Source organism: Microbacterium sp. GXF6406 (assembly GCF_054798215.1).
This window is the reverse complement of the sequence record NZ_JBSJZH010000029.1, coordinates 7002-21755: the sequence shown is the minus strand read 5'-3', so window position 1 is coordinate 21755 and position 14754 is coordinate 7002. Positions and strand designations below refer to the sequence as shown.

The following is a 14754-nucleotide window of genomic DNA, read 5'->3' as shown; positions in this document are numbered from 1 at the left end:
TGATCCTCGAGGACCTCAACCCCTACCCGCCGACCATCACCCGGCGAGCCTTACCCCCACCGAATGTCCGAAGAGCCACCAATCGCCGCGCGCACCCCGACTACACCTTCAATTACGAAGAGCCAGATTGTCGAACGCTTGCAGGAAGCGAGCAGCGCTGATCAGGCTTCACCACTGTGGGAACGGCTACTTACAGCCTTCAAACTTGATCAACCCGACGACTGGGGAGCAACACTCAACGAGGCGAAACGGCTCGCTGGAGTGCGCGCGCAGGTACTCAGAGCTGACGAGCTGAAACGCCAGATCGCCGATGCAGGAGCACCGCGGTGGGCCTCGGCGATCGTTAGCTCTCGAGGCGACGCCAAAACGATCGGTGACGTCGAAGAGGCGGCGCTCGCTTGGGAGCATGCAAAAGCACGCACCTGGCTCGCAGACCTGCACAGCTCGGCTGACGTCGAAGAACTGATGGAGAAGTCCCACGCCGAAGCGAAGGAGCTGCAGCGAGCGATCGTCGATCTGGCGAGCCGGTCGGCGCGTACCGAGCTGAAGAAGAACAGTAAGGATCGTCAACGGCGGGCTCTCGAGACATGGCTCAGCGCCGTAAAACGCGTGGGCAAGGGGACAGGAAAGAACGCACCACGTTTTCAGGCAGCGGCGCGTGAAGCACTTCCAGCCGCGATGGGAGCCGTGCCCGTCTGGATCATGCCGATTTACCGCGTGCTGGAGAACTTCGACCCACGGGTGTCTGACCTCTTCGACGTCGTCGTCGTTGACGAGTCCTCTCAATGTGACCTGCTTTCGTTGGGCGTGCTCGCCCTCGGGAAAAAGACAGTGATCGTTGGCGACGATAAGCAGACCACCCCCGAAAAAGTCGGTATCCAGACCGACCGCATCGCCGCATTGCAAGACCAGCACCTACGCGGCATGCCCGAGGCAAAGCTCCTCACGGTCGACGACTCGCTCTACTCGATCTCTGGGCGTGCATTCCCGTCAACAATCGCGCTTAAGGAACATTTCCGATGCGTTCCCGAAATAATCGGCTTCTCGAATCGTTACTACGGTGGGCAAATTCTGCCGTTGCGCGAAGTGGGTGTCCCGCAGATCGGTGAGCCGCTGCGCGTCGTCTACGTCGAGAATGCAATTTCCACCACTATCGGATCCAGCCGGGTGAACCGGGACGAGGCGAAGGCCATTGCCTCCCAGATAGCGCAATGCGTAGCCGATCCGTCGTACGAGGGACTCACTTTCGGCGTCGTCACGATGATGAGCGGCCCACATGCTCAGATCGTCCAGGATCTCATCCGTGAAGAAATCGGCGACGCAGAGTTCGAGCGACGGCGCCTACGTGTCGGCAATCCGCCGCTCTTCCAGGGCGACGAGCGCAACGTGATGTTCGTGTCGATGGTCGCGCACGACGCATCGTTCGCAGCGACAACCCCGCGGTACTCACAGTGGGCCAACGTTGCCGCATCCCGCGCGCGCGATCAGCTATGGGTTTTTCACAGCATGGATCCAGCGGCCCTCAACCACGAGGACCAGCGCCGCGCGATGATCGAATACGCTCAAGGCAACCACCGTGGCGCTGAAGCAGACGACCTCTACGCGCTCACCGAGTCAAAGTTTGAGCGGGATGTTCTCAAGCAGCTTCTCGAACGAGGCTACGAGGTGAAACCGCAGCACCGGGTGGGCAGCTATCGGATCGATTTCGTCGTCAACGTGGCACGCGGTGAACGGCTCGCGATTGAGTGTGACGGAGACTCGTTCCACGGCCCCGACAAGTGGGACGACGATGTGCGGCGACAGCGAGTACTCGAGCGACTCGGATGGCCGTTCTGGAGAATCCGGGCGTCACAGTATTACCTCGACCCAGAAGAGGCTCTCAAGCCGTTGTGGAGCCGACTCGAGGCAATGCGCGAACGTGCTGCGGGAGCCGAAGAGCTTGAGCGTGCGCGTCAGGAAGCACGCAACGCGAAGCGTGTGGTGGAGCTCCGAGCAGAGAAAACGCATACCCTCACCACGCAAGCCGCGCAGGCGGTCGTCGAGGAACCAGCCTCCGACCAGCAGGCGGTGCAAATGGCACCTCATGACGGCGCAACGACAAGCGTCCGCGAGGATCCGGAAGAATCTTCAGCCATAACCGTCGACGATTCACACCGGGATGTCTCGATCTCGATAGTTCGCGCCTGGGCCAGGGACAACGGGTACTCGGTAGGTGAGCGCGGCAGAATTCCGAGCTCCATACGTGAGGCATACTTCGACGCCCACCCCTCAACAACAACCCCAGTTCACGCCGCAGCTGCCGAGACGCCTCCGCCTCCCGCGCCTGACGCACCGTTGCAAACGAAGAATAGTGACGGAGAGTTAGGAATCTTTATGCTCGGCGGTACCAGGGCTGAAGCAGCTAAGGCCTGGGAAGAGGGCTCCTCGTATCAACTCGACACGAGGGGGAACATCCAGCCACTGAATAGCGAGCAAAATCTTGCCCACATCATCGGTGAGGAATCAGCTTCAGTCATTCGTGACGTAATGCGAGCTGTCCGCCCCGGCGGCGGAAGGTTCAAAGTAGATCAGCACGGCACGATGGCCACACTCGTGGAGAACCTCCCCGTATTCGTGTGTACCGTCACTCATGCTGCCTGGTTCCCCGCGCACTGGGAGAGGAACTGAGGCACCAAGATCTCAACGTTCGCAGGCCCACACAAACTCCATTCACTCACATATTCCGCCCCAAGCGAACCCGCCCCCGGCCCGTCCACCCGGGCGTAACCTGAGATAACGAGGGAGCCCCACCCCGTCGCTCCCTGAACCGTTGATCTCAGGAGGATCCCATGCGCGCATGGCATTTCGTCGGCACCCACAAACCGTTCGAGCGGGTCGACATCGACGAGCCCACCGCCGGCCCGGGCAAGGTTGTCATCGATGTGAAGGCCGCAGGCCTGTGCCACTCCGACGTGGGCATCCTCGAGGACGAGAAGTGGCTGTCGTCGATGAAGGAGCTCCCGGTCGTCCCCGGCCATGAGACCGCCGGCGTCATCAGCGAGGTCGGCGAGGGCGTGACCGACTGGAAGGTCGGCGACCGCGTCGCCGTCTGGCCGCTCGCCGAGATCATGGGCTACATGGTCAACGGCGCGTGGGAAGACCGCAGCGAGGTCTCGACCGACGGCCTCATCGCCATCCCCGAGGGCGTGAGCTTCGCGCAGGCCGCAGCCGCGACCGATGCGGGCATGACCTCCGTCGGCGCGCTCTCGACTGCCGGTGTTGAAGCGGGCATGAAGGTCGGCATCATCGGCTTCGGCGGCCTCGGACAGATCGGCGCCCGCGTCGCCCACCTGCGCGGCGCCGAGGTCTACGTCGCCGAGATCAACGAGTCGGTCTGGGACCGCGCCCGCGAAGCCGGCGCGGTGAAGGTCGCGAAGTCGATCACCGAATTCGCCGACGTCGAGCTCGACGTCATCATCGACTACGCCGGCTTCGGCGTCACCACCTCCGACGCCCTCAACACCGTGAAGTCCTCCGGTGGCGGACGCGTCGTGCAGGTCGGCATGGGCAAGCTCGAATCGACCATCGACACCTACGCGCTCATCCTCGGCCGCAAGCAGCTGCACGGCTCCATGGGCGGTAGCAAGGAAGACATCGAAGAGACCATGCGCTACATGGCATCGGGCGACCTGAAGCCCGCACTCACCGAGATCGACTTCGAGGAGATCCCGGCCGGCATCCAGCAGCTCATCGACGGCACCGCCGTCGGCCGCCTCGTCGCGAAGGTCGGCGACTGACCCAGCGGTGATTCACCGTCGGCCTCTCGCGCATCGCGAGGGGCCGACGCCGTGTTTCACATACGGCGCAACCATCATTGACGAGCGCCAATGTCTGCACCCCCGTGCATCATGAATTCAAAGATCACCAGGGGGGGTGAAGAGCATGGCACGGCTGCCCGACAGGCCAGCGAACGCGCCCCGCTGCGCGCTGAACTTACCACACCACACATCATCTACTACTTCTAGTAGTTCTAGCGTACGATCAGGATATGAGCATCGTGACGAAAACTGAGCTCAACCAGCAGACCGCGAAGGTGCTGGCACGAGTAGCGGCCGGAGAGCGCCTCACCATCACTGACCGCGGCCGACCGATCGCGCAGCTCTCACCGCCGGAACCGTCCCCCTGGGACGACCTCATCGCCAGAGGCAAGGTGCGCATGCCGACGCGCCGCGGCCCACTCTCGATACGGCCCGTCACGCTGCCCGTCACATCTGACGAGGTTCTCGCCGACCTGCGCTCGGATCGCCTGTGATTTACCTCGATACGTCGGCCGCGGTGAAACTCCTCATAGACGAGCCAGAATCCGCTCAGACGCGAGCGTTCTTCGACGCACACGAGAGTGCGTTGGTCTCTTCAACCCTGCTCGCCGTCGAACTGAACGCTGTCGCAGACCGTCGCTTGATCTCGACCGACGCTGCTAACGACGTCATCGAGCGCGTCGCTCTCGTGTCACTCGATGACCAGGTGGCGGCGACGGCGATAGCCCTGCACAGCGGGTTGCGCACTCTTGACGCGCTGCATCTCGCCACCGCAGTGCACATTGGCGACACTGTCGAAGGCATCCTGTGCTTCGATGCCGAGCTGAACGCCGCAGCATCACGCGCAGGAATCCCTGCTGTCAGACTCTGACGGCGTTCATTCCCGCCGACTGAACACCCCGCGTAGCACCGCGTAGACGGCGATCGCGACCACCACGACGATGACGGCCTTCACGAGGAACCAGAGCATGCTGAAGACGATGTTCACCAGCACCAGCGCGATCATGACGGCTACGACGACGCCGACGAAGGTCCAGATGCTGCTCTTCTCCATGTCTCCACGCTAACCGGGTTCAGCGCGCGACGGTGAACACTTCCCCGATCGGGTACCGGCGCGCATCGACCCGCAGGCGCACGCCCTGTCGTGAGCGCACCTGAATCGTCGGGTGCCGCGTCCCCAACAGCATCCGCACCTCGACGGCGTCGGCCACGGCGATCTCGCGCACGCGTCCGAAAGCGGTGCGGAAACGCACGCCGTCCCGGCGGAGCTCGACGTACCGGTTCCGGTGCATGATCAGGAAGAAAGCCCCCACGAGCACAGCGACGACACCGGCGATCCGCATGGGCCACAGCTCCGGAGCATCCCGCACCGTGAACGAGGTCAGGCCGATGAAGAACCCTGCGGAGACGAGCAGCCAGCCGATGATCGCGACGGCGATCGGCTGACGATAGCGATGCGGATGCCGTCGGTCACGGCTCGGGCGCTTCGCCGACGCCCAGACGCTCGAGAAGACGAACACCAGGGCGAGCGCGACGAGCGCATAACGCAGGGCGAGAACCGACACCCCTCGAGGCTAGCCGCCGTGATGTCCGGGCCGGTTGCTACGATTCTCGGGACGCCTGGCGGCCTCACTCTGAGGCCCCGCGCGCCGAAGAGGAGAACGCATGACCGAGCAGATTCCGCCCCGCCCCGACGAGGTCCCGCCCATGGCTCAGACGCCGACTCCCCCGGTTCCGCCGATCCCGCCGGCCCCGGCCGGCGACATCATCGTGATTCCGCCGGCGCACCCGGCTCCGCCGGCTTTCGGAGCATCGGATGCTGCGCCCACCGCGGCCGCCCCGAACCCGTATCTGCCGCCCGCACCGCAGAACCCCTATGCCGCGCCGGCCGAGCAGGCGCCGAACTATCCGGTGCAGCCTTACTCCCCGCCGTCGCCCTATGGGCAGCCGCCCTACGCGCAGGACCCCTATGCAGCGCCGGGCCAGATGGTGCCCGCCCACCCGCAGGCGCAGGCCCCCGCGCTCTACGGTCAGCACGCCCCCTACGGCTACGCGCCCGTACCACAGCAGCCCCAGTCGAACGGCATCGCCGTCGGCGGGTTCGTCGTCGGGCTCATCTCGATCTTCCTGCCGTTCCTCCTGGGCCTGGCCGCGGGAGTCGCCGGCATCATCATGTCGGCCAACGGAATCGGCCGGGCGAAGCGCATTGGCAGCGGCAAGGGCCTCGCGGTGGCGGGCCTGGTGCTCTCGATCATCGGAACCGTGCTGATCCTGTGACGCCCGGGCGTCACCGCACGGCGACGCCCCGCAGCAGAACGTCCACCGTCATATCGATGCGCTCGGGCGACATGGGGCGCCCGAGCAGTGCGGCGTACGACGACATGGCGACGAACTGGTCGGCGAGCATCGCCGCATCCACATCCTCGCGCACCTGACCGGCCTTCTTCGCCACCTCGAGCCGGGCGGTGATCGCCTCGACGATGGGGCCGGCGAGCCGTTCGTTGAGGGTCGCGCCGAGCGCAGCATCCGTCGCCGTCACGGCGATCAGCGCGCGGGCGATCTCGACGCCCTCCCCGTCGCCGAGATGACCGGACGTGGACTCGAACCACGCCCGCAGATCCGCGGCGAGGTCGTCGGTCATCTGCAGCGAAGGGGACCCGAGCGACCCTTCGAGCAGAGCCTCCCCGAGGATCGCGGCCTTCGACGGCCACCACCGGTAGATGGTCTGCTTCGAGACCTCGGCCTCGGCGGCGAGCCCCTCGATCGTGACGGTGTGGAAGCCGTCGGCGGCGAGCGCCAGACGCATCGCATCGAGCACGGCGCGACGTGCTTTCTCACTCCGGGGTCTCGGCATACGTTCAGGCTACTCGGGGGCCTGATGAGATATAAATAGACGCACCGTTGCGAAACACGATCGCAGCAGAAAACGAGGGAGACACCATGGCACTGACCGCGAACTCCACCATCGGCGAATGGCTGAACGACCCCACCGGCGGCGCTCTCGTGCGCGGCCTGCTGGAGAAGTCCGGCGCCAGCGCCGACTCCCTCGCCCCGGTCCTCGGACTCCCCCTGCAGCAGATGGTCGCACTCAGCCAGGGTCAGATGCCCCAGTCGGTCATCGACGACCTCGTGCGCGCAGCGAACGGCGGCGAGATCCCCGCTGACGACGCCCCCGCGGGTTGGGTCGAGAAGATCACCGCAGGCCGTTTCGCCGGCAAGACCGTGATCGTCACGGGTGCGGCATCCGGCATCGGCAAGGCCACGGCATCCCGCATCGCCCGCGAAGGCGGACGCGTCATCGCCGCCGACATCTCGGCCGACAAGCTCGAGGCTCTCAAGGCCGAGCTGGCGGATGCCGACATCATCACCGTCGCCGGCGACCTCACCAAGCAGGACTCGATCGACGCCGTGATCGCCGCCGCAGGAGAGCGCATCGACGCCCTCGCGAACGTCGCCGGCATCAACGACGACTTCTCCCCTGCCGGCGAGACGACGGATGCCGTCTGGGACCGCGTCATCGCGATCAACCTCACCGCACCGTTCAAGCTCATGCGCGCCGTCCTCCCGATCATGGAGAAGGCGGGCACCGGTTCCGTGCTCAACGTCGCCAGCGAAGCGGGCCTGCGCGGCAACGCGTCGGGCAACGCTTACACGGCCAGCAAGCACGGCATCCTCGGCGTGACCAAGTCGGCCGCGTTCATGTACGGCCCGAAGGGCATCCGCGTGAACTCCGTCGCCCCGGGCGGCGTGGCCACCGGCATCCCGATGCCCCCGAACATGTCCGAGGCCGGTTCCGCGCGTCTCGCCCCGTTCCAGCAGGCGATCCCGTCGCTCGCGACGGCCGAGCACCTCGCCGCGTCGATCACGTTCCTGCTGTCGGATGACGCCGTGAACATCAACGGCGCGATCCTCACCTCGGACGGCGGCTGGTCCGTCCAGTAACACCCGGCCCCACAGACCCTCGCGCCCGAACGCGAGACCCTCCCGACCCGAACGGGAGATACCCCTCCCGATCCGAACGGGAGATACCCCTCCCGATCCGAACGGGAGACACCCATCCCCCCGATGGTGATGCCCCGCCGCCGATTCCGGTTGCGGGGCATCGTTGTCTTCGGATGCTGTAGCCAAGCCCCAGAGCAAATCTTTAGAATCTGACCGAACTTAAATGTTTTGGGTCTGAAAGTTATTTCTTCGACATGTTTCTATAAGCAGGGACAGACGGCATGCGCGCCAGCGATTTCCGCAGCACCAGATTCGGAACACTAACGACGAAACCGCTCAGCGCCTGGCCGCATGCTTACTTCCTTCCCGCGCCGATCCCACGAGAAGTCGAGCTTCAGCCCGAGACAGTCGCTGCACTCTCACGAGCCGACCTCGCACTCGGTAAGCTCTCGGGCCTGGCGATGATCATCGACAACCCGGCGCTCCTGCTGGGCCCCGCCCTCGCGCAAGAAGCGCTCGCGAGCTCCCGCATCGAAGGAACCGAAGCCTCGTTGAGCGAAGTCCTCTCCGCAGAGAACGACGACGTTCCGATCGAGAACGAGAATCTGCGGGAGGTCGCGAACTACCTCCGCGCGATCGAGCAAGGAAGCGAACTCATCCAGGCATGGCCGCTGACTCTCCGCTTCTTCTGCGCGCTGCACGAGACGCTCCTCACCGGAGTTCGAGTCGACGAGAAGTTTCCCGGAGAACTCTGCAAGTCGCCTGTTTGGATCGGGTCGCCCAATGCGCGCCCGGAGACCGCGCGCTTCATCCCGCCCCATCATGATGACCTCGGCGCTCTCCTCACCGACTGGGAGCGCTTCGTCAACGAACCGTCGACGATGCCCGCGATGCTCCGAGGCGCTCTCATGCACTACCAGTTCGAGGAGATCCACCCTTTCCTCGACGGTAACGGTCGCATCGGGCAGCTACTCATCGGCTTCGAGCTCATGCAGGATGGCATCCTCAGCGCCCCGATTCTCCACATCTCGTCCTACTTCGAGTCGCATCGCAACGAGTACTACGACCGACTCCAAGCTGTGCGTGAGCGCGGCGAGATCGACGAATGGGTTCAGTTCTTCGCTGCTGCAGTGGAGCGGCAGGCAGACGAGAGCACGGGCAGAATCTCCGACCTTCTCGAGATCAGGGAAAGGTACCGGACCCAAGTTCGCGGCGAACGTTCGCAAGTCGGAGCCCTCATCGACCTCCTGCTCGAGAACCCGGTCGTCACGGTCGCCGCCGTGGTCCGTAGTTTGAGCGTCAGTCAACCCACGGGGTCGAATCTCCTTCGACGCGCCGAAGAATTGGGCTGGGTGCGCTCGGCCGGCCGCTGGGGGCGCGGCGGCAAAGAGCGATGGGTGGCAACCGAGATCTGGCATGCGGTCACACGGAGGGATTTCGACGACTAGTCAGGAAGCGTCTGCCCCTTCCGCACGTCGTACACGAATTCACGCCGCGCCTCGCCGACCCCGCCCACCCGCACGATGAACGCGACCTCGACGACTCCGCGCTCGACCTCATCCGCGGTGACGACGTGCGCATGCGAGAACGTCGCATTCTCCCCTGCGGCGAGCGCGGTGGCAGACAACAGCTCCTGGTCGGCGGCAGAGACCGACACGGCGCCCGCCTCTCCGCGCACGCGCCCCGAGAACGCGAGCAGGTCTCCGGCGCGGAAGCCGGGAGCGATGGGTCCGTAGTTGAGGTCCTGCGATTCGCGGTTCGACAGCACCTGCGGGGCGTCGGCGGAGTATCCCTGACCGACCTCCTTCCAGGCGCTGGCGTCCCACTCGCCCTCCGCGACCTCGAGCACGACGCTCTCACCAACGCTGCACCATTCGGCGGGCCGCGCCGGGGTGATCGAGCGCAGCACGACATCCATCTCGACGCCGCCGATGCGCACGGTGCCGTCATCGTGCGCAAGCCCCGAAGCGGGCGAGTCGAGCAGCTCATCGACGGGCAGAGAGACGAAGACGATCTCCTGGTAGCCGTCGCGCTCGAAGAGCACGCCGATGCGCTCATCGGGAAGTCGGGCGGCGGTCGAGTACGCACTGCTGCCGCCGCAGAGCGTGACGGCGAAAGGCCAGGTCGCGCCGTCATCCTGCGAGAGCTTGAGCACGGTGTTGCGGCGCAGATCCGTGTCGTGGTTGTGGGTGGCGAGCAACCAGCGATCCGTCTCATCGCGGGCGAGATCGACGTTCGGCAGTCCGTCGAAGCGCACGACGGACCCGTTGTCGCTCGGGTCGGGAAGGTCGGCGTGCGGGGCCGGGATGCTGTAGCTGTGGCCTCCGTCATGAGACAGCGCGACGAGCCGATGCGGGGTGGCGCGCGAGTGCATGAGCACCGTGCCGTCGCTGAGGCAGACGACCTTGTTCTCGTTGGTTCCGGCGACGAGCTCACCCAACGTCCAGGTCTCGCCGTGGTCGTCGCTGTAGGCGCTGGCGGCCATGATCTCGCCGCGGTGCAGCACGACGAACTGCTGCACGAGGCGTCCGGCGAAAGCCCCCGCATGCAGCTGGATTCCGGCGCCGGCGGCGGCGAAGAGGCCCGTGATGCCGGGGCGCTTGAGCATTCCGGTCAGGCGCCGGTGGGTCCACGTCTCGCCGTCGTCATCCGAGTACGACACATCGGCCTGCTGCACGGCATCCTCATCGTCGATCCCCTCGATGGCTTCGAAGAAGCCGGCGTGCGTCCCCGCTGCGTGGAAGAGGAAGATCCGGCCGGTCTCCCGGTCGATGAGGATGCTGGGGTCGCCGTATCCGTCGAGGCCCGTGCCGGTGCGCACGACCTGCTGCGCGCCCCACGTGCGACCGCCGTCGAAGCTGCGTCGCAGCAGCAGATCGATGGGGTTCGGGAGGTCGTCGAGATTGGGGCGGCCGTCGTAGGCGGCGAGGAGCGTGCCTCGCGGACTGACGGCGAGCGCGGGGATGCGGAACTGGCGATATCCGCCCTCTCCGCGACGGGCGAGAACCCGTTCGAATCGGAGGTCGGATCCGGGGTTCTCCACGTCATCGAAAGTCACGTTTTCATCCTAGTGAGCCGGTATTTCCCCGAACCATTGACCGGGATGACGCACCTCCCTTAGAGTTTCGTCACCATCCTTACAAATTGCTGTACCAGTTGCGTCGATGACGACGAGGAGAATCAGTGAGTAATCAGAGCAGGAGAAGGACCCGGCTTCGAGGAGCGGCGCTGCTGATCGCAGCCGCAACCGGAGCCACCGCATTCGCAGCCCCCATGGCGGCCCTGGCCGATGACGTGAACGAATCGCCCATCGTCGTCCCCGAGCTGCAGAACTGGACCGGCGGCACCGGCGATCTCCGCATCAATGCGGACTCGCGCATCGTGGCGGATGCTGAATCCGCCGACGTGGCGGCGCAGCTCGTCACCGACCTGAACGCCATCACCGGCCTGACTCTCGAGGTCAAGACCTCCGGTGCCCGCGCCGGAGACATCGTCCTCGACGTGCAGAGCGGACTGAAGCACGCCGATGGCGGCGAACGCTTCGACGAAGAGGGCTACGTGCTCTCGATCGAGGACACGATCGAGATCTCCGCCCCCACCAGCACGGGCGTCTTCTACGGCACCCGCTCGGCGCTGCAGATCCTGGCATCCGCCGATGACCGCGCATCCCTCCCCCGCGGCGAGACGATCGACTGGCCCGACTATCAGGACCGCGGCTTCATGCTCGACGTCGGACGCCGCTTCTTCGACGCCGACTACATCCGCGACTACATCTCGATGATGAGCTGGTACAAGCTCAACGTCTTCCAGATCCACCTCAACGACAACGAGATCTTCCCGCACGAGCGCGACCTCACCTGGGCCGAGGCCTACGCCGGCTTCCGCCTGAAGTCCGACAACCCGGAGTACGCGGACCTCGCCTCCGAGGACGGCGCCTACGACCGCGCCGACTGGCAGTCCTTCGAGGACACCGCCTCCGCGCACCACATGCAGATCCTTCCCGAGATCGACGTGCCCGCCCACTCGCTGGCACTCATCCACTGGAAGCCCGAGCTCGGCATGAACAACGGCGACAGCGACCACCTCGACCTCACCAAGCCCGAGACGACCGAGATCATCAAGGGCGTCTTCGACGAGTTCATCCCGTGGTTCGAGGGCGACGAGGTGCACTACGGCGCCGACGAGTACCCGCGCCAGTACGCCACCGAATACGTGCAGTTCTTCAACGACATGGCCGAGCACGTGCGCAGCCACGGCAAGCAGCCCCGCGCCTGGGGCAGCGCCACGATCATGACCGGCAACGCCGACGGCTACGACCGCGACGTCATCATGAGCAACTGGAACGACGGCTGGTACGGCATGAAGTCGGCCCTCGACGACGGGTACCGCTTCATCAACATGAACGACGGCACGCTCTACGTCGTCCCGTTCGCGGACTACTACCACGGCAACGGCCTGAACAACGCGGGCATCTACGCCAACTGGCTGCCCAACCGCCTCTGGGATCAGGACACGGTTCCCGCCGGCGCCCCCGACGGCGCCATGTTCGCCGTCTGGAACGACCTCGTCGCCGCGGACTACAGCCAGCTCGACGTGCACGGCCTCATCCGCGATTCGTTCCCGGTGATCGCGCAGAAGACGTGGAAGGCCGACACCCCGGCCATCGGATACAGCGAGTTCACCACGGCGGTCTCCTCGATCGGCCGCGGCCCGAGCCTGACCGTCATCGAGCAGACCGGTTCGGCGGCGAACGGCGAAGTGTCGTTCGGCGCCGCGGTCACGGCATCCTCCACCGATGAGGGCAGCGACACCGCCGCCCTCACCGATGGTCGCAGCCTCACCAAGTGGGAGACCTCCGAGAAGAACGCCAGCTTCCGCATCGACCTCGGCGAGGCGCGCAGCGCCGGAAGCCTGGACGTCAAGTGGGCGGGAACGGCACCGGAGAGCTTCCGCGTCGCGACCTCGACCGACGGCATCTTCTGGCAGGACGCGAACATCGCGAAGGACGGCTCGATCGGACTGAACGGCGTCGACGCCCGCTACGTGTGGGTGCACGACATCGTCTCGGGCGGAGACAAGATCGCCGCCTGGTCGGCTCAGGTCTTCGCGCCCGAGGCCTGGACTGCAGGCGCCACGGCGACCTCCTCGGGCGACGAGGCGGCGCAGTTCCCGGCATCCGCCGCGGTCGACGGCAACCCGTCGACGCGCTGGTCCGCGAGCTACGTGAACCCCGCCTGGCTGGCCGTCGATCTCGGTGAGAAGCGCCCCTTCTCGAAGGTCGACATCCTGTGGGAGGCCGCTGCGGCGAAGGACTACACGATCCAGGTCAGCGACGATGGCTCCGAGTGGACCACGGTCGCGACGAAGAGCGACATGCCCGCGGCATCCGGCACCACGCGCGCCGATGCGATCACGTTCGACGAGGTTCAGGCCCGCCACGTGCGCGTGCACGTCACGACGAAGAACGTCGACCCTTACCTGTCGATCTTCGAGCTCTCCGTCCCGCGCCCCGCGGGTGCGGAGGCGGCGATCGTGGCTTCCACCGAGGCGGCGCCGCTCGAGTCAGGCGTCTACGCGGGCGAGGTTCCCGTGACCGTCTCCGCCGCCGGTTCCGCCGGTGATCCGGGCGCCATCGAATACCGCATCGAGGGTGGCGACTGGGCGAGCGCCGACGGATCGTTCATGGTCGGCGGCGAGGGAGACCGCGCCGTCCAGTACCGTTCGACGGTCGGCGAGACGTCGGTCTCCGGCTTCGCGTCGCTGAAGGTCGACGCCGTCAGCCCGACCACCGAGATCGCCCTCGACCCGGCTGACGGGATCGGCAACGCCGACACCCCGGTGACGGCGACGATCACGGCCGAGGATGCTCTCACCGGCGTCTCCTCGATCGAGTACCGCATCGGCGACGGCGAGTGGGCGGCTGTTCCCGAGAACGGCCAGATCGTGTTCGACGCCATCGGCGCGAGCACGCTCGAGGCCCGGTCGACGGATGCCGCCGGCAACACGGGCACGGTCGTCTCGTCCGATGTCGAGATCCGCACCCTGGATGCTGTCGTCCTCGTCGACGGCGTCGAGACCGACGAGCTCGACTTCGACCAGCCGTTCACGATCGCCGTCACCGGAGCCGAAGCCGGCTCCGAGGTGCTCGTCGAACTGCACTCCGACCCGATCGTCCTCGCCTCGGCCGCGGCCGGCGAAGACGGCACGGTGTCGCTCGACGCGATCATCGCCACCGGCGATGTCGAAGCCGGTGCACACGAGGTCGTCATCACCGCCCCCGATGCCGACGGCATCGAGCGCGAGGTGCGCCTGGCCGTGTCGGTCGGCGTCCTCGACGACGGCTCCGACAACGGCTCGGGATCGGGCGAAGCCGGAGACGACGGCTCTCTCGCGGTCACCGGTATGGAGACGGCCGGCATCGTCGGCGCCGTGCTCCTCGCCCTCGGGCTGCTCGGCGGCGGACTGGTTCTCGCCCGCCGACGCGGCGCGACGATCAGCTGATCGCCTCGGTGCGGTCCGGCGTGGTGACGGACCGCACCGACAGCAAGCGGGCCCGCAGGTTTCACGACCTGCGGGCCCGCTTCGTCGTCTCCGCCTCTGTCAGCGGGCGCCGGCCGTCGCACGGATGCCGGCGACGATCATCGCGAGCCCCGAGGAGAAGTCATCCGCGCTCTCGGCGATGCCGGCCGGGGTGATGTCGACCGAAGGGTCCGTCGCCCCGATGACGGCGGCGTGCATGCGCTGCTGCTCGTGGAAGGTGCAGCCGATCACGAAGTGCACGATCGTGTCGGCCGCGGTCGCAGCCGCCGCATCCGACAGACCCGTCTGCCGTGCGGCGTCGACCAGGCTCGCACGCGCCGGAAGATCGAGCAGTCCGAGCGCGAGCGAGCTCGAAACGATCTCGGCGCCGTCGCGGTGCGCCAGCAGCCGATCGCGCAGCGCCGTCGCGATCACCGCGGCATCGGCATCCGATGAATCCGCCGCCTCGACGACGATCCGCTCACTGACCGCGGCC

General features: G+C 66.1%; 13 protein-coding genes. 8 read left to right on the top strand and 5 right to left on the bottom strand.

The window, feature by feature from the left end; genetic code table 11:
* Nucleotides 1-63 precede the first annotated feature (63 nt).
* From ACWAUG_RS12820 to ACWAUG_RS12805, 4 genes are all read left to right on the top strand, one after another.
* Nucleotides 64-2667, top strand: a complete 2604-nt coding sequence (locus tag ACWAUG_RS12820; protein ID WP_460802700.1) for an Lsr2 family DNA-binding protein — start codon at nucleotides 64-66, stop codon at nucleotides 2665-2667.
* A 161-nt stretch (nucleotides 2668-2828) separates the two neighbouring features.
* Nucleotides 2829-3776, top strand: a complete 948-nt coding sequence (locus ACWAUG_RS12815) for a zinc-binding dehydrogenase (protein WP_460802699.1) — start codon at nucleotides 2829-2831, stop codon at nucleotides 3774-3776.
* A 251-nt stretch (nucleotides 3777-4027) separates the two neighbouring features.
* Nucleotides 4028-4291: a type II toxin-antitoxin system Phd/YefM family antitoxin gene (locus tag ACWAUG_RS12810; RefSeq protein ID WP_298041632.1), complete on the top strand. Its 264-nt coding sequence runs from the start codon at nucleotides 4028-4030 to the stop codon at nucleotides 4289-4291.
* Nucleotides 4288-4668 (top strand): type II toxin-antitoxin system VapC family toxin, encoded by a 381-nt coding sequence (locus ACWAUG_RS12805; RefSeq protein ID WP_460802698.1) that lies wholly within the window; start codon nucleotides 4288-4290, stop codon nucleotides 4666-4668. The genes ACWAUG_RS12810 and ACWAUG_RS12805 overlap by 4 nt, the downstream gene beginning before the upstream one ends.
* A 6-nt stretch (nucleotides 4669-4674) precedes the next feature.
* Here the strand turns inward: ACWAUG_RS12805 and ACWAUG_RS12800 are convergent, their stop codons facing one another.
* Both ACWAUG_RS12800 and ACWAUG_RS12795 read right to left on the bottom strand, forming a co-directional pair.
* Nucleotides 4675-4851: a hypothetical protein gene (locus tag ACWAUG_RS12800; protein WP_460802697.1), complete on the bottom strand. Its 177-nt coding sequence runs from the start codon at nucleotides 4849-4851 to the stop codon at nucleotides 4675-4677.
* Nucleotides 4852-4870: 19 nt separating this feature from the next.
* Nucleotides 4871-5362, bottom strand: a complete 492-nt coding sequence (locus ACWAUG_RS12795) for a hypothetical protein (RefSeq protein ID WP_460802696.1) — start codon at nucleotides 5360-5362, stop codon at nucleotides 4871-4873.
* 100 nt (nucleotides 5363-5462) lie between these two features.
* Here ACWAUG_RS12795 and ACWAUG_RS12790 point away from each other — a divergent pair, with 100 nt between their 5' ends.
* Nucleotides 5463-6074 (top strand): DUF4190 domain-containing protein, encoded by a 612-nt coding sequence (locus ACWAUG_RS12790; RefSeq protein ID WP_460802695.1) that lies wholly within the window; start codon nucleotides 5463-5465, stop codon nucleotides 6072-6074.
* Between the two features lie 10 nt (nucleotides 6075-6084).
* Here the strand turns inward: ACWAUG_RS12790 and ACWAUG_RS12785 are convergent, their stop codons facing one another.
* Nucleotides 6085-6651, bottom strand: a complete 567-nt coding sequence (locus tag ACWAUG_RS12785; RefSeq protein ID WP_460802694.1) for a TetR/AcrR family transcriptional regulator — start codon at nucleotides 6649-6651, stop codon at nucleotides 6085-6087.
* Nucleotides 6652-6737: 86 nt separating this feature from the next.
* On the opposite strand from ACWAUG_RS12785, the gene ACWAUG_RS12780 reads away from it, so the two are divergent.
* Both ACWAUG_RS12780 and ACWAUG_RS12775 read left to right on the top strand, forming a co-directional pair.
* Nucleotides 6738-7739 (top strand): SDR family NAD(P)-dependent oxidoreductase, encoded by a 1002-nt coding sequence (locus tag ACWAUG_RS12780; RefSeq protein WP_460802693.1) that lies wholly within the window; start codon nucleotides 6738-6740, stop codon nucleotides 7737-7739.
* 281 nt (nucleotides 7740-8020) lie between these two features.
* On the top strand, nucleotides 8021-9187 hold the full coding sequence (locus ACWAUG_RS12775) for a Fic family protein (RefSeq protein WP_460802692.1): 1167 nt from the start codon (nucleotides 8021-8023) through the stop codon (nucleotides 9185-9187).
* Here ACWAUG_RS12775 and ACWAUG_RS12770 read toward each other — a convergent pair.
* Nucleotides 9184-10797 carry a sialidase family protein gene (locus tag ACWAUG_RS12770; protein ID WP_460802691.1) on the bottom strand — a complete coding sequence of 538 codons (1614 nt, stop codon included), beginning with the start codon at nucleotides 10795-10797 and terminating at the stop codon, nucleotides 9184-9186. The genes ACWAUG_RS12775 and ACWAUG_RS12770 overlap by 4 nt on opposite strands.
* Before the next feature lie 125 nt (nucleotides 10798-10922).
* Here ACWAUG_RS12770 and ACWAUG_RS12765 point away from each other — a divergent pair, with 125 nt between their 5' ends.
* Nucleotides 10923-14240, top strand: coding sequence for a discoidin domain-containing protein (locus ACWAUG_RS12765; protein ID WP_460802690.1), 3318 nt, complete (start codon nucleotides 10923-10925; stop codon nucleotides 14238-14240).
* Between the two features lie 99 nt (nucleotides 14241-14339).
* Here ACWAUG_RS12765 and ACWAUG_RS12760 read toward each other — a convergent pair.
* Nucleotides 14340-14754: TetR/AcrR family transcriptional regulator C-terminal domain-containing protein (locus ACWAUG_RS12760; RefSeq protein ID WP_460802689.1), on the bottom strand; the 415-nt coding region annotated here is incomplete at its 5' end.

Bases quoted from the DNA above. Each gene is read 5' to 3' on its own strand.
- ACWAUG_RS12820 (WP_460802700.1), top strand. From the start codon at position 64: ATGTCCGAAGAGCCACCAATCGCCGCGCGCACCCCGACTACACCTTCA.
- ACWAUG_RS12815 (WP_460802699.1), top strand. From the start codon at position 2,829: ATGCGCGCATGGCATTTCGTCGGCACCCACAAACCGTTCGAGCGGGTC.
- ACWAUG_RS12810 (WP_298041632.1), top strand. From the start codon at position 4,028: ATGAGCATCGTGACGAAAACTGAGCTCAACCAGCAGACCGCGAAGGTG.
- ACWAUG_RS12800 (WP_460802697.1), bottom strand. From the start codon at position 4,851: ATGGAGAAGAGCAGCATCTGGACCTTCGTCGGCGTCGTCGTAGCCGTC.
- ACWAUG_RS12790 (WP_460802695.1), top strand. From the start codon at position 5,463: ATGACCGAGCAGATTCCGCCCCGCCCCGACGAGGTCCCGCCCATGGCT.
- ACWAUG_RS12785 (WP_460802694.1), bottom strand. From the start codon at position 6,651: ATGCCGAGACCCCGGAGTGAGAAAGCACGTCGCGCCGTGCTCGATGCG.
- ACWAUG_RS12780 (WP_460802693.1), top strand. From the start codon at position 6,738: ATGGCACTGACCGCGAACTCCACCATCGGCGAATGGCTGAACGACCCC.
- ACWAUG_RS12775 (WP_460802692.1), top strand. From the start codon at position 8,021: ATGCGCGCCAGCGATTTCCGCAGCACCAGATTCGGAACACTAACGACG.